Consider the following 13,222-nt stretch of genomic DNA (forward strand, 5'->3'; position numbering starts at 1 on the left):
GTGTTGAGTTGGAGTGGCGCGCCTCAAGGCGAGCCTGATGGGGAGGAGGGCGATGGGATGCTCGCCACTTCTTGTTGCGGCGATACTTCGCCGGGGATGGATCTTGCAGGATGTAACTTTGCCAATATCGTCTGTGCAGATAAAGGCACGGTTAGTAGTAACTGAGTTGAGTATTTTTCTACTCTAAATTGCTGTTTTTGAATATGGCAATAGACAAGCGCGCGACTACCTACGAGCGGCTAGGCGCCGCTCGAAGTTTTTCTCAATCGACCTCATCAGCAAGCGCTTGAGCGGCGATTTCGTAGGATTTACGGCGAGCTGCTGGCTCAAAGATCCGAGCATCGATCATGAGTTCATCAGCCCCTGTGAACTCTATGAATTCCATCATTGTCGAGCGCACGTCTTCGCGCGTGCCGATTGCAGTGAAAGCAAGTTCACGCTCCAAGCTTGCGCGAAGATTTGGAGGAATAGCCTGCATGTAGCCCTCAACGGGTTCCGGTAGTAGCGTGATATTTCCAGTGTGAACGCCTGCAACCCATTTTCGATGCGAGCTTGCGATGAATTCCGCTTCCGCGCGCGTTTCGGCTGCGAAAACGTTGATCCCAGCCATCACGTACGGCTTGTCCAAGTGGTGGGATGGTCTGAACTGTGAGCGATAAACCTGCAGAGCTTCCTTGATCATCCTGGGAGCGAAGTGGGAGGCGAACGCATACGGCAATCCCAAGTGAGCGGCTAAACCTGCTCCATAAGTACTGGAACCAAGAATCCAAACAGGGATGTCCTGCCCCGCGCCAGGAACAGCGCGCACAGGCTGGCGACCGTTGTCTTCGAAGTAGTCGAGGATCTCGACGACGTCCGATGGGAATTGATCTGCGCTGGTTTCAGCGGAGCGGCGCAACGCTCGCATTGTCATGCTGTCTGCGCCTGGAGCCCTACCAAGCCCGAGATCAATGCGACCAGGATAAAGCGTTTCCAAGGTACCAAACTGTTCAGCCACTGTGAGCGGCGAGTGGTTCGGCAGCATGATTCCCCCGGAGCCAATGCGGATCGAGGTGGTGTTTGCTGCGAGATGGCTCATCAACAGTGTGGTTGCCGAGGAGCCAATGCCAGGCATGTTGTGGTGTTCGGCGAGCCAGTAACGTCGGTATCCGCATGCCTCTGCATGCTGAGCAAGCTTTACTGAATTCTCATAGGTTTGAGCCAGAGTACTGCCGGCGTTGATGGGAATGAGGTCGAGGATGGACAGTGCAGTCATGGGGTCACGCTCCTAGGAAACATAGAACCCAGTGTGTCAGTTGAAAGAATGTTTATAAACGCCGCGCTACTCGCTACAGAGTTGAGTAAAACGCTACATGGCTTCGGAGAGAGGAGTAAATCCCTACCCTCAATGCCAAAGCAGCTCGGGGTGGCCTTAGTAGGCCCCTTCTAATGGCGGTGTACGCAATGACCAATTGCCACGGTCAGGAATGTCTTACTGATAGTGAACGATCGCTTGTACAAGCTGCATGGTTATCCGCAGCGCTTTTCCTGAAATGTGATCAGGTGCAGCGGGCGGCACTACCACGTCGCCATCAAAGGCGATAAACGCTTGGATGGGGTACTCAAAATTGAGCTCAGATCCACAATTTTTTTTTGGGGGGGGCCACTGCGAGGATGTGACGAGCAAGTCGGCACATCCTCAGCGCATGCTAGACCTAGCCCCGTGAAACCATTTTGCTCAGTGCAACCAGTTGATTGGCAATGAAGTCTCGGGTCGGGGCGTCGCTGATCTGGTCATTGACCTGATCAATCTTGCTGGGAAGTTGACCGACCATGACCTCGGGCTTGTTGAGTACCAAGGCATCGAAAAACACCAATATCTGCCGCAGGTGATATTGCGCACGGGCCCCACCGATCTGGCCAGGTGATCCTGTTTGAATCGCAACGGGCTTCCCGGCAAATGGAGTGTCGGGTAAGCGTGAGATCCAGTCCAAAGCATTCTTCAGTACGCCAGGCACTGAGTAGTTGTACTCAGGTGTGACAATGATGACGGCATCGGCTTGTTTGATGGCCTTGCCCATCTTCACTACTGACTCCGGAAAACCTTCGGCCTGAACATCCGCATCATAATGCGGGATGTCCCCCACAGATCCCAGAAACTCGATCGAAACGCCTTCAGGCGCCAAGGACGGTAGCGAGCGTGCCAGCGTGGCATGAAACGAGGCTTTTCTCAGGCTACCGAGGAGTATGACAAACCGCAGTGGTTGCATCTTGAAGTCCTTATAAGTGGAGATGAAGAAAGAATCAGCCGGCTTGTTCGCCGAATGGGTGTGGCATGACTGAGCGGTAGCCGATCACGAAAGTCAGGGCACCCAACACCGCACACGCAAGCATCACCCCCGCCATGGCATGAGATGTTTGGCCGTCATAAAACACACCGGCCAACAGGCTTGCGCAGGCCCCTCCAAGCATTTGAGTTGCACGTAGCAGCGCTGCACCCGCCCCAGCAGTTGTAGATAGATCTTCAAGCGCCGAGTGAGTGGCGTTTGGCATGACAATGCCGGTACACAGGTTGCTCAAGACCACCAGCGCCGTAAGGATGTAAAGCGGGTAAATGGCCAGTTGGGACTCGACCACCAATCCCAGGCTGATCAGCAAGCTAGCGAGCAATGCGCCGCCAAGCACGCGGTGCTCTGCAAAGCCCGCGTGTATCAACTTTCCATTTATCCAAGAGCCTGAGATTGTGCCCATGGCTGTCAGAGCGAATAGCACAGCAAAGCCAGCGCTGGTCAGGCCCAAGTTGTTCATAAACACCAGGGGCGAGGCTGCGATATAGGCAAACATACCTGCGAAGTTGAAAGCCATGATCAAGGTCGAAACCAAGAATCTCTTGCTCTTCAGAACGCTCAGGTAGGAAGTGAGGAGCGAAGCGGCGGCATGGGAGCTTTTGCGCGTAGCGGTTTCATCAAAACTCGTTTGGGCACGGCACCAGAGAATCACGCCGCATACGGCCAGCGCGGCATAGATCCACCGCCAGTTAGCCACCACCAGAATCGCTGAGCCGAGCAGTGGTGCTATCAGCGGCGCAAGGTTATTGACCAGTGCCAAATGGCTCTGCAGCTTGCGGGCTTGAACACCCTCAAAACGGTCTCTGACAATGGCAATGGGAAGTGTTGCAGCCGCTCCGGCTGCGCATCCTTGTAGGAAGCGCGCACTGAGCAACAGGGTGATGTCCTGAGCAAAGGTGCAGGCAATGCCTGCGATGGTGAACAACACCAAGCCGGCGAGAAGAATAGGGCGTCGACCGATCCGGTCAGACAGTGGCCCAAAGAGCAATGGCCCCAGCACGAATCCGAAGATAAACACGCTCAGGGTTTGAGAAGCGGAGGCTAGAGATACGCCAAGCGCCTGACTGATGTCGGCAATTGCAGGCAATCCCATATCGATAGAGAGTGGTGGCAGCGCTGTGACGGCACCCAACAACAAAATGTATAGCCACAGAGGGCGTGACACGGACATTAATCAGGACTCATTGGCTTGAAGTTTAGTGGCTAGGGAAGTGCGGAAGGACAAATTCGGCGAGCTCTTCCATGACCTCATCTGCTGGCCTTGAGCCATATTTGAGGTTGAACGCCATATGCGAAACGCCGATACGCTCATCCTCTTTCAGAAACTGAATCAGCGCATTTCGCCCCATCCGATAGCCTGAGTGAATCTTCTGAGGCATCTCATTCGGGTTCGCTGCCAAGTCGAAATTCATGCCTTGAAGCATGGGCTTGAATTTACCTGGGCAATGCTCAGCAACAAGGGCTTTCCAGTCCTTGGCTGCAGCGCGGAGCGTCTGGTGATCCAGGATGTAGTAGAGCCAACCATCAGCGTGTTCGGCGATCCATGGCAGTGATTGTCGGCTCGTGCCTGTCACCAGCGCCGGTATGCGGTTATGGACTGGTTTGGGCAGAAGATCCGTTTGCCCATCCATGCTGATCAGGCCCTTGGTGCCCATCTTCGGGAACGTTTCTTCTGTCAGTTGCCGCAACGCGTGGAAGGTGTCTTGGAACCTTTGCCCTCGCGTCTCGAAATCAATATCAAAAGCAGGGTACTCGACCGGGCGATCACCGGATGCCACGCCCAGCAGCAGGCGTCCACCGGATAACTGATCGACAGATGCAGCGGCTTTCGCCAGGTGAATCGGATGGCGCAACGGTAGTACCGCACTGGATGTCCCCAGCGCTATGCGTACGGTCTTGGCGGCTAGGTATCCCAGGTAAACGAAGGGGTCGAACACCTGACCGACGTCGCCAAAATTTGGGTCGAGCAACGGAACATCGCGAGCCCAGAGTGCTGCAAAGCCAAGTTGCTCAGCCCGGCAGGCGAGTTCTGCGTGGTTGGCCAGCGTCGGTACTGCGCCCTTATAGGATTCAATTGCCATGATGAAGCCGAGGGTGAGGCGGCCTTGCTGGAAGGCACGCTCGAATCCAGTATGGTGACTCAGATCGACGCCAAAACTCATTGGGCAGCCACCGCAACTCCGTAGGAGTCTTCGAAGAAGCGGTAGCGCGTGATCAGCTCGTTGATGACTTCAAATTCGATCGCGAACTCGCTGATGATGGTTTTGCCAGTACGTATGACTTGGCACTGCAGTGAGCCGAGCGCGACACCGCGTTCGTAATCGGCCATCAACGACTTGATGTTGAATTCTTGGGGCTGCAGATAGGTTCCAAAGTCGCGATAAAATGCAGCCACTGCAACACGTCCTTTGCGCGGGCCAACCCAAGGTGCTATGTCAGAAGCACCAGGAATGCTCCAGTCCACATCTTGGCTAAAGCACTCCGCAATGGCCTCCGGGCTTTGTCCGGACGAGATCTTTGCGAAAAGGGTGCGGATCACTTCGAGGGTTTTTTCAGTGCTCACAGTTTCGCGGCTCCGATTGAGAAAAAAGGGGGCTTTCAGCTCCGCGTGGGGAGCTGAAAGCAGGTGCGACTACTGAGTTATTTGCCGAATTGGCTCATGGTTTTCTCGTAGGCGCTATTTGCCATCTGCTCTAGAGGAAGCATGCGGTGAGTGTCAGACAGCACTTCAAGACCCCATGGGCCTTCATAGCCAGCAGCCTGAACAGCCTTGATGAATGCCGGGATGTCGAAAGTACCGTCGCCTGGCAGGACGCGTTTGTGAATGGTGTCCATCCACAGTGGTTCGATGGCGTATTTGTGAGCGTCGTTGAGCTCGATCGACTTGATGAAGCGAGCCGGGATCTTGGTGATATCGTTAAAGTCGATGCCACCGCGCTGGAGGTGCCAAATATCGAGCAATAGACCGCCGTTTGGCTGGTTGGCGCCTTCCACGATTGCCAAAGCGGTTTCGATGGTTCGCACGTTGCTGAAAGGCATAATTTCCAGAACGACGTTGGCACCGACCTCTGCAGCCTGTTGGCTCAGCAGGGTGAACTCCTTGACCATCAAGTCGATGTCCGCAGTGTCCTCACCGATGCCAGGGCCGATCTTGATGGAGCGAGCGCCCAAAGCTTTAGCTGCTTCGAGTAGCTCCTGGCGAACCTTGTCCGACTGACGGCGACGTTCGCCGGTGTGGTACCAGTCAACCAGGAATTCCAACTCCACATGCTTGATACCGTTCTTTTCGAGAATGGCTTTCATGGCTGGATATCCAATCTTGTCGACAGTATCCATCATGCCGTTGTGAACCAAGCCGATGCCTTTAAAGCCCGCGTTGCCCGCAGCTTCCATCCGATCCTCGAACGAGTACGGGCTGACTTCGGTGGGGCCCATCGGATAGATGTCACCTGCAATAGTCCAATACGCAGCAAGCAGTTCAATATTTTGAGTATTCATTTCTCTGTCCTCTTTAGGATTGGAATCAACGTGAGAACAGACTAAGGTAGAGCTTTGTTGCGATAAACCTCATTATGCTCCTTTCATAGTGGAGTAAAGGTGGACAATGGCACAGGTTGAACAGGCCTTAAGTGGCGTGCTGATCTTCGTGACTGCGGCGCGGGCTGGAAGCTTTACCGTCGCTGCCGACCGGCTTGGCATCACCAAATCAGCGGTGGGGAAAAGCATCGCGAAGCTCGAAGAACGGCTCGGATGCAAACTTTTTCATCGAACGACACGGAGCTCGGGCCTGACCGTAGATGGCGAGGCCTACTTCGCAAGCTGCTCGGCTGCAGTAGATGAAATCCTCGCTGCAGAGGCATCATTGACCAGTCACCAACAAACACCCAGTGGACGCCTGAGGGTTGACCTACCTGCCGCCTATGGCAGGAGCGTTGTGCTGCCGGTGCTACTGGAAATCCTGGATGCGAATCCCGACCTCAAGTTGACGGTTACCTTCACCGATGCCGTCATTGACCTGATTGAAGAGGGGATTGATCTTAGTATCCGGTTCGGGGCATTGAAGGATTCCAGCGGCCTTGTGGCTCGTCGACTTACCGTGCAGAAGCAGATCATATGTGCAGCCCCCAAATATCTCGCGAACCACGGCTGCCCTGAGTCTTTGGAGGAGTTGCAAAACCACCGTTGCATCGTGAATTACCGACGTGGGCAGCGGATGAGTTGGAGCGTTCTGGATGGGGACGGAGAAGTCACACGCATCACTCCAACCGGAACTCATGAGGTAGGAGATGGTGATGCCATCGTTTCCATGACGGTCGCTGGGCAAGGTATTTGCCAGATGCCGAGCTCTTTAGTTAAAGATCATCTTGAGGCGGGACGGCTCGTTCAGGTTCTTGAGAAATACAATCCAGGTGAGGTGGAGATCCATGCGGTATGGCCCCAAACGCGTCACCTGCTACCAAAGGTTCGGCGTGTCGTGGATGAACTCGTGCTGAGGGCTGAGCGTGGGGCGCTGGATTGAATAGCGTCATGCGGTCACGAATGCGCGCCAGTAGAAAAAAACCGCTGGCGTTTATCGATCGTAGGGAATGTTCCGCTGCCCAGACTGGATCTGGGCAGCGAAAGCAACGTCAGACCAGCGTTACTTCCTGCCCTCGAAGTTCTGACGATTTGAAAAGTGCTTCGAGGATCAGATTGATATTGTGAGCCTGAGTTGCCGGAACTTGCGATGGCAAGCCTTCAATAAGTGATTTAACGAAGGCGGCCGCTTCTCGATCAAAATAAACCGGATTGCCGATTTCAGCGATCTCCGGTGAATAAACAGTTTTTCGCACAGCCCATACTTCGGGGAAACTCGTTTCGTTCCAATGCGTCCAGCCTTGCGAGTGACCAACCTTTCCATCGTGATAGAGCTTGTACGAGGCGGGCATTGGGGTGGAGTGCATAACACCGTGTGTACCGTAGGCCGTCATGTCCCAGCTTTCCGTCCAAGGCATGGGATCCCAAGAGCTAAAGTCGATTGTGACCACTTTGTCGTCGTAATTCAGCATCGCGGCGGCGGCGTCTTCGCGCGCAGAATCACTCATTTGACCTGCAAACTTGGTGATCCTGGCGTTCACGGACTTAGGCATGCCGAAGTGCAGCAAGATCCGGTCAATGGTGTGGCATCCAATAACGTAGAATGCACCACCCAGATCACCTGGCTGTTTCATGTGGTTGGTATCAGCCTCGTCGTGCGAGCAGCCTGCGTGAGCACGCACCTGAAGCACTTTGCCGATTTCACCGCTTTGGAGCACTTGCTGCATTTTTTCCACTGCAGGGGAAAACCTCCAGCAGTAGCCGACTTGGAACAGGTTGCCAGTGCGCTCTACTGCTTCCACGATGCGGAAAGTATCGGTCGAGCGGCGACCTGCAGGTTTCTCACACAGAACGGCTTTACCTGCTTCTAATGCCTCGATAGCCCAATCAGCCATGAGATAACTCTTAGGATGCACCAGAACGATATGTACATTGGGGTCGCCGAGAATCTCCTCTTTACTACGGGCCTGTAGACCCAGCGCATCGACGAACGGGTCGAGCAGTGGGCTATCGTCGTAGGCGCCGAAGAACTCAACGCCTGGGATACGCTGAAAGGCTTTAACTCGCCCCGATGTGTGAGGGTGGGTGATTCCCAAGCATGCCACGCCCAGCTTTGTCTGTTTGTCGATCTTGGTCGGCATAATCCATTCCTTATTCGTCTATTCATCACAGAAGGCCACGCGAACATCACGGGCCGTGCAGGGGCTACCCGGAGCGATGCTCCACAGGTGGGCGCGCCAGGATTGCGCTGCTATTAAATGACTGAGCGGATGCTTCCGCCGTCGACACCCCAAACGCTGGATGTCACAAAGGACGCCAGATCAGACGCCATAAAAACAATGACGTTGGCCACCTCCTCTGGAGTGCCAAGTCGATCTAGAGGAAGCTGGCGTAGCGACATCTCGTGCTCCACTGCAGCTTGAGGCTCCATCCCGTGGACTTTCGCCATGGTTTCAGCGAAGCCGCCCGATTTCGTCCAAAAAGGCGTCCAGATAGGGCCGGGCGCAACGGCATTGACCCGAATGTGCGGGCCTTCACTGCGGGCCAAACCTTTGGTTACGGCGAGCACAGCAGCTTTAGAGGCGGAGTAGTCAAGCGGGCAGGGTTCTGGCTGTCGGGCAAGGTCGGAGGCATTGTTGATGATGACGCCGCTTCGTTGAGCGCGCATCACCGGGAGGATTTTGCGGCAAGCGCGTACGTAGCTCATGAAATTGAGCTGCATCGTTGCTTCCCAGTCTTCATCAGTCAGGTCGTCGAACATCCGTACGGCGCCAGAGCCAACATTGTTGACCAGCACATCAACCTTGCCGCCGTAGATGGCCAAAACGCTATCGATGCCATCGTTCACACCGATCAAACTGCTGAGGTCAGCTTTACTAACAGCAACTGTGGCGCCAAGAGCCTCAGCCTCGTGCTTGAGTTCTGCGAGGGCTCCTTCATCCCAGTCTAATAATGCGAGCTGACTGCCTTCGGCTGCAAACGCCAGCGCTGTGGCGCGACCGATACCTTTCGCTGCGCCGGTGATGAGTACGATTTTTCCGGCAAGGTTAGTTTTCATGTCTGATACCTTCTTTTTTGAGCTGTTAAAGCACGTGGTGCTCGTTTCTTATTGATTCGAAGTTCAGTGTTAGAACAGCGTGTTATTACATGAAGTAGTCAACCTGGTGCCTGGCGGTGCGAACGTTTCCGAGTTCTTCGCGAACTCGCAAATGAGCAGGGTGAGTGGCATAACCCTGCAGCGCCTCCATGGAATCAAACTCCGAATACAGCACCACATCGCAGGCATAGTCGATCTTGCTGAAATCGACGCCGATCTCAAGCTTGAGAAGGCCAGGAATTTCACTGCGGAGGCCTTCGAAAGCATTTTTGAGTTTTTCTATATTGACTGAGCGCTCATGCTCAGTTTCGCCAAGCAAGTTCCACATGACGATATGTTTGACCGGTCGCATAGTCCTCTCCGAGGTAGGTGTGCGATTACTGCTATGGCCTGCAACTGCAGGCTTGGTAGACAAGAATGTGGGGGCTAAGCGTTGTGCAGGATGAAGTCAAAATCCAAGGTGTAATACAGCGAGTCAATCGTATTGCCGTAAGTATCAATGCCACTCTCATGGCGAACCCAGTCTGCAATTAATGACGAGCGAACACCGAACACCGCGTCCGAATCCAGATAGTCCCCGCCTTCGCGGAATACGTGGGTGACTAGACGCTGATATCCAGGGGCAGTGATCATGAAATGCAGGTGCGCAGGGCGCCATGGATGCCGATTCAACGCCTCCAGCATCTTTCCAACCGGGCCATCATGGGGAATGGGGTAGCACTCGGGGACGATCGTGCGGAAGTGATAATGCCCATTGGCGTCGGCCTGTATTATTGCCCGTCCGTGGTAGTCCTCCAGACCTGGCTTCTGAACGTCGTATAGGCCGGCGTCGTCGGCTTGCCAAACTTCAATGGTCGCATTTGGGATGGGGGTGCCATCTTTGGCCGTAACGGTGCCCTTCACAAACCAAGGCACTCCTGGCAGCCCACCACTTATGTCTTCGCCCAAGTCGTAACGAGGGGCATTGGCAACATGGAATGGGCCGAATACCGTGGCCTCGGTGCAACCTTCTGGCTTCTTGTGATTCTGAGCAATGACCAACGTCGACAGCCCCAGCGTATCGGATAGGAGGATGAACTCCTGTCGTTTGTCGGTTGTGATATGACCGATCGCGGTCAGAAACTCGATACCCTTTTCCCATTCTTCTTCGGTCAAATTAGTCTCCCGCGCAAATGCGTGGAGATGCTGAACGAGTGAAGTCACGATCTCATGCAGGCGCTGATTCTCCGTCCCGGCATTTCGAGTGAGGACAGCTTGTGTGATCGTCTGCTCATCTAGGTTTCGCATGGAAATGCTTCCTTTTTTATTTGAGTCAGGAGAGTTCTGAGGTGAACTACTCCCTAGGGAACGTTAACTGCTGGCCGGCAGATGCCTGTTCCCGAAACTATGGCAATACGCTAAAGTCCCACGCAGTGGAATAAAATACTAAAAATGGAAATCTTTATTTCATCACTGAAATAATCCGCTGGTTATGACGTTGGGATGCCTGACGATGGACAGATTTACAGAGCTAGAACTCTTTGTGCACACCGCTGAGCTGGGTACGCTGAGCCGTGCGGCGGAGAAAATAGAAATTTCCAACGCTGCTGCCAGTCGTCACCTTGCTGCACTCGAAGAAAGACTTGGGGTGCGCCTGGTGGAGCGGAGCACCCGCCGTTTATCCCTAACCAATGCAGGTCACGATTTTTATGCCAAATGCAAAAGCCTGCTCGCTGAGCTTGCAGAAGCAGAAGCGACGGTCAGTGCGGCTCTGATTGAGCCCACGGGCACGCTCACGATAAGTGCAACTATCTCGTTCTCCATGCTCCACATCGCACCACTCGTTCCTGAGTTCCAACGGCGCTACCCTGGTATCAAGATCAAGATCATCGGTGCCAACCGCTACTACGAAATCATCGACAGCGAGATTGATCTAGCCATTCGAACTCGCGAATTCGAAGCGGACTCGAACATTACTATCCGTCGGTTAGCTGAGACCAGGCGGATACTCGCAGCGTCGCCTAAATACCTCCAACGCAAAGGTACACCCAAGACTGTGCAGGATTTGGCTGAGCATGATGTGCTCATCTACAGCCATGCGAACCACCCTAATACCATGGAGTTCACGCGCGGTGGAGAGCATGTGAGTGTCAAGGTACAACCTGCATTAGAGACAAATGATGGACAGATCGTCAGGGCGGCAGCGCTGGCAGGGGCGGGAATACTTGTTCAGCCCAAATACATCATTTATGACGACCTAGTCGCCGGCAGACTGATCCCGGTACTGGATGACTGGGACTTACCAAAACTGACTATTAATCTGGCGTTTCAGGATCGACGCCATATGCCTGCGAAAACCCGTTTATTCATAGACTTCCTGCTAGACCACTTCAAACGCAGTGACTATGAACGGTACTGGACTCGATGAAAAAAAGCCCACTCAACTTCCGTCACAGTTGTTGAGTGGGTAAGGCAACAGTCGGGACTTAAACGGGACGTTTCCCTTCATATGCGTCTTGGAGCAATTGACGAATCCCCTCGCGCTCGATCGGACGCGGGTTCCAGTAAGGGTTACTGAGAGCAATATCTGTCGCGCGATCAAGATCCGCCTCGGTCAGTCCCAACTCTTTCAGCTTCATGGGTGCGCCGAGTTTTTCCGCTAGATCGAATAACGCGCCACCGGCTGAATCATGCTTCCCACCCAAGGCTCGAATGATGCGCGCCGCTGCGTCCGGAGCAGCGCTGGCGTTGTAAGCGATAGCGTGAGGCAGCACGATAGTGTGTGTCTGGGCGTGAGGTAGGTTGAAGCTGCCACCCAGCGTGTGACAAAGCTTGTGATGCAGAGCCATACCTACATGACCAAGCACAGTGCTGCACAACCAGGCACCGTAAAGGCAGTCGCTGCGGGCCTCTAGATCCTCAGGGGTTTCGCTGATGCGCTCCAGTCCCTCAGCCATCGCACGAATACCTTCTTCTGCAATCAGAGACATCACCGGGTTCCCATCTTGGGAATAGAGACCTTCTGCAGCGTGAGCGATTGCGTTCATGCCGCTCATTATCGACATGCCTAAGGGGAGGGTGGCTGAAAGCTCAGGGTCATAGATCACGGTTTTAGGTAAGACTCGTGGGTCTTTGCCTGTTTTCTTGATGCCGTTTTCCGTCAGTCCATACACCGGTGTCATTTCGGAACCGGCGTAAGTTGTGGGAATCGCCAAGATTGGGAGGCCTGACTCCAAGGCGATTGCCTTACCCAGACCGGTAGTAGAACCGCCGCCGATCGCGATGGCGCAGTCAGCCCCCAGTTCCTTCGCAACTTCTCGCGCTTCACGAGCGGTTTCGATTGGGACATGCATGACTGCTTTATCGAAAATTCCCGCAGCACGGTTACCCAATATGTCGGCGATTCGCTCAGCCTGATCTCTTTGCTCAGGCGTGCACAGCACTAGGGCGCGGCGGGATTCGAGGCGGTCTATCTCAGCCTCAAGCTGTTGAAGAGATCCCTTGCCAAAGATCACGCGAGCAGGCAGGCCGGTGTAGGTAAAGTTTTTCATATTATGGTGTGTTCCTATCGGTGAGAGCTAGTGCGGCAGGCTCTCGGGCAGAGGGAATCAAGTAGTTCCAGCGCAACGCTTACTTAGGGATGGGCGTGGGCTGATAGGCGAGCAGCTTCCACTCGCCGTTACGCTGCTCCCAAACCGCCAAGGCTTTGTTACGAAGTGTTTTCTGCACGCCGCCAGCAGTGATTTCACCGTTCATCTCGCCGAAGACGAGTGCGATATCACCTACGACTTTGATGAACTCGATTGGATGCTCGATATGGTGGTAGACGTAAAAGCCGCCCAGGCATTTGTCCATGTAGCTTTCAAGCGAGTCTACGGCGCCGTTGGAGTGGGAATAAGTCAAATCGGGATGGGCGTACGCTTTAAACGCTGTGAAATTGCCGGCAACGATGGCTTCGTAGCGTTTATCCTCAAGCTCGCGAATCAACTCCTCAACTACGTTTTGGTTTTTCATGCTCGGCCTCTTGGGGTCTGTCACAGGCATGTGAGCGAATTTCGAGCCATGCCCTTTTTCTGTAGCCAGCCAAGGCTGCTCATCGCAGCGTTCGACTAGTCCCAGCCTATAATTACGAAAGGGCTTATAAAACCTCGCGTTTGGAAATCTTTATTTCACTGGTGAAATAATCCTATTCCACCTCATTTTTTTGCCATTAAAGAGTGAAAAGCCTTCTCTCAACTCCTTA

At 54.0% G+C, this 13,222-nt stretch carries 14 protein-coding genes; 2 read left to right on the forward strand and 12 right to left on the reverse strand.

The window, feature by feature from the left end; translation table 11 throughout:
• Window positions 1-262: 262 nt before the first annotated feature.
• The 6 genes from CKW14_RS03185 to CKW14_RS03210 form a co-directional block, all read right to left on the reverse strand.
• Window positions 263-1,255, reverse strand: coding sequence for an LLM class flavin-dependent oxidoreductase (locus tag CKW14_RS03185; RefSeq protein WP_095124639.1), 993 nt, complete (start codon window positions 1,253-1,255; stop codon window positions 263-265).
• Between the two features lie 439 nt (window positions 1,256-1,694).
• On the reverse strand, window positions 1,695-2,249 hold the full coding sequence (locus tag CKW14_RS03190) for an NADPH-dependent FMN reductase (RefSeq protein WP_095124640.1): 555 nt from the start codon (window positions 2,247-2,249) through the stop codon (window positions 1,695-1,697).
• Between the two features lie 34 nt (window positions 2,250-2,283).
• Window positions 2,284-3,498, reverse strand: coding sequence for a multidrug effflux MFS transporter (locus CKW14_RS03195; protein WP_095124641.1), 1,215 nt, complete (start codon window positions 3,496-3,498; stop codon window positions 2,284-2,286).
• A gap of 25 nt (window positions 3,499-3,523) precedes the next feature.
• Window positions 3,524-4,489 (reverse strand): LLM class oxidoreductase, encoded by a 966-nt coding sequence (locus CKW14_RS03200; RefSeq protein ID WP_095124642.1) that lies wholly within the window; start codon window positions 4,487-4,489, stop codon window positions 3,524-3,526.
• Entirely contained in the window at window positions 4,486-4,890 is a 405-nt protein-coding gene (locus tag CKW14_RS03205; protein ID WP_176471245.1) for a nuclear transport factor 2 family protein, read from the reverse strand. Before CKW14_RS03205 ends, CKW14_RS03200 begins: the two co-directional genes overlap by 4 nt.
• A gap of 77 nt (window positions 4,891-4,967) precedes the next feature.
• Window positions 4,968-5,825 carry a sugar phosphate isomerase/epimerase gene (locus CKW14_RS03210; protein WP_095124644.1) on the reverse strand — a complete coding sequence of 286 codons (858 nt, stop codon included), beginning with the start codon at window positions 5,823-5,825 and terminating at the stop codon, window positions 4,968-4,970.
• 106 nt (window positions 5,826-5,931) lie between these two features.
• Here CKW14_RS03210 and CKW14_RS03215 point away from each other — a divergent pair, with 106 nt between their 5' ends.
• Window positions 5,932-6,846: a LysR family transcriptional regulator gene (locus CKW14_RS03215; protein ID WP_095124645.1), complete on the forward strand. Its 915-nt coding sequence runs from the start codon at window positions 5,932-5,934 to the stop codon at window positions 6,844-6,846.
• 109 nt (window positions 6,847-6,955) lie between these two features.
• On the opposite strand, the gene CKW14_RS03220 is transcribed toward CKW14_RS03215, so the two are convergent.
• The 4 genes from CKW14_RS03220 to CKW14_RS03235 all read right to left on the reverse strand — a co-directional run bounded on the left by CKW14_RS03220 (window position 6,956) and on the right by CKW14_RS03235 (window position 10,287).
• On the reverse strand, window positions 6,956-8,044 hold the full coding sequence (locus CKW14_RS03220; RefSeq protein WP_095124646.1) for a Gfo/Idh/MocA family protein: 1,089 nt from the start codon (window positions 8,042-8,044) through the stop codon (window positions 6,956-6,958).
• Window positions 8,045-8,157: 113 nt separating this feature from the next.
• Window positions 8,158-8,961 carry an SDR family NAD(P)-dependent oxidoreductase gene (locus CKW14_RS03225; protein WP_095124647.1) on the reverse strand — a complete coding sequence of 268 codons (804 nt, stop codon included), beginning with the start codon at window positions 8,959-8,961 and terminating at the stop codon, window positions 8,158-8,160.
• Window positions 8,962-9,046: 85 nt separating this feature from the next.
• A complete protein-coding gene (locus tag CKW14_RS03230; protein ID WP_095124648.1) occupies window positions 9,047-9,352 on the reverse strand; it encodes a Dabb family protein in 306 nt (101 codons plus the stop codon).
• Window positions 9,353-9,426: 74 nt separating this feature from the next.
• The gene (locus CKW14_RS03235; RefSeq protein ID WP_095124649.1) at window positions 9,427-10,287 is read right to left on the reverse strand and encodes an intradiol ring-cleavage dioxygenase; all 861 of its coding nucleotides are present in this window, start codon (window positions 10,285-10,287) and stop codon (window positions 9,427-9,429) included.
• A 205-nt stretch (window positions 10,288-10,492) separates the two neighbouring features.
• On the opposite strand from CKW14_RS03235, the gene CKW14_RS03240 reads away from it, so the two are divergent.
• Entirely contained in the window at window positions 10,493-11,407 is a 915-nt protein-coding gene (locus CKW14_RS03240; protein ID WP_095124712.1) for a LysR family transcriptional regulator, read from the forward strand.
• Window positions 11,408-11,465: 58 nt separating this feature from the next.
• Here the strand turns inward: CKW14_RS03240 and CKW14_RS03245 are convergent, their stop codons facing one another.
• Window positions 11,466-12,530: a maleylacetate reductase gene (locus CKW14_RS03245; RefSeq protein ID WP_095124650.1), complete on the reverse strand. Its 1,065-nt coding sequence runs from the start codon at window positions 12,528-12,530 to the stop codon at window positions 11,466-11,468.
• A gap of 79 nt (window positions 12,531-12,609) precedes the next feature.
• On the reverse strand, window positions 12,610-12,993 hold the full coding sequence (locus CKW14_RS03250; protein ID WP_095124651.1) for a nuclear transport factor 2 family protein: 384 nt from the start codon (window positions 12,991-12,993) through the stop codon (window positions 12,610-12,612).
• Window positions 12,994-13,222: the final 229 nt, after the last annotated feature.

It is taken from the genome of Pseudomonas sp. Irchel s3a12 (genome assembly GCF_900187485.1).
In the GTDB taxonomy this organism is placed as follows: Bacteria; Pseudomonadota; Gammaproteobacteria; order Pseudomonadales; family Pseudomonadaceae; genus Aquipseudomonas; species Aquipseudomonas neuropathica.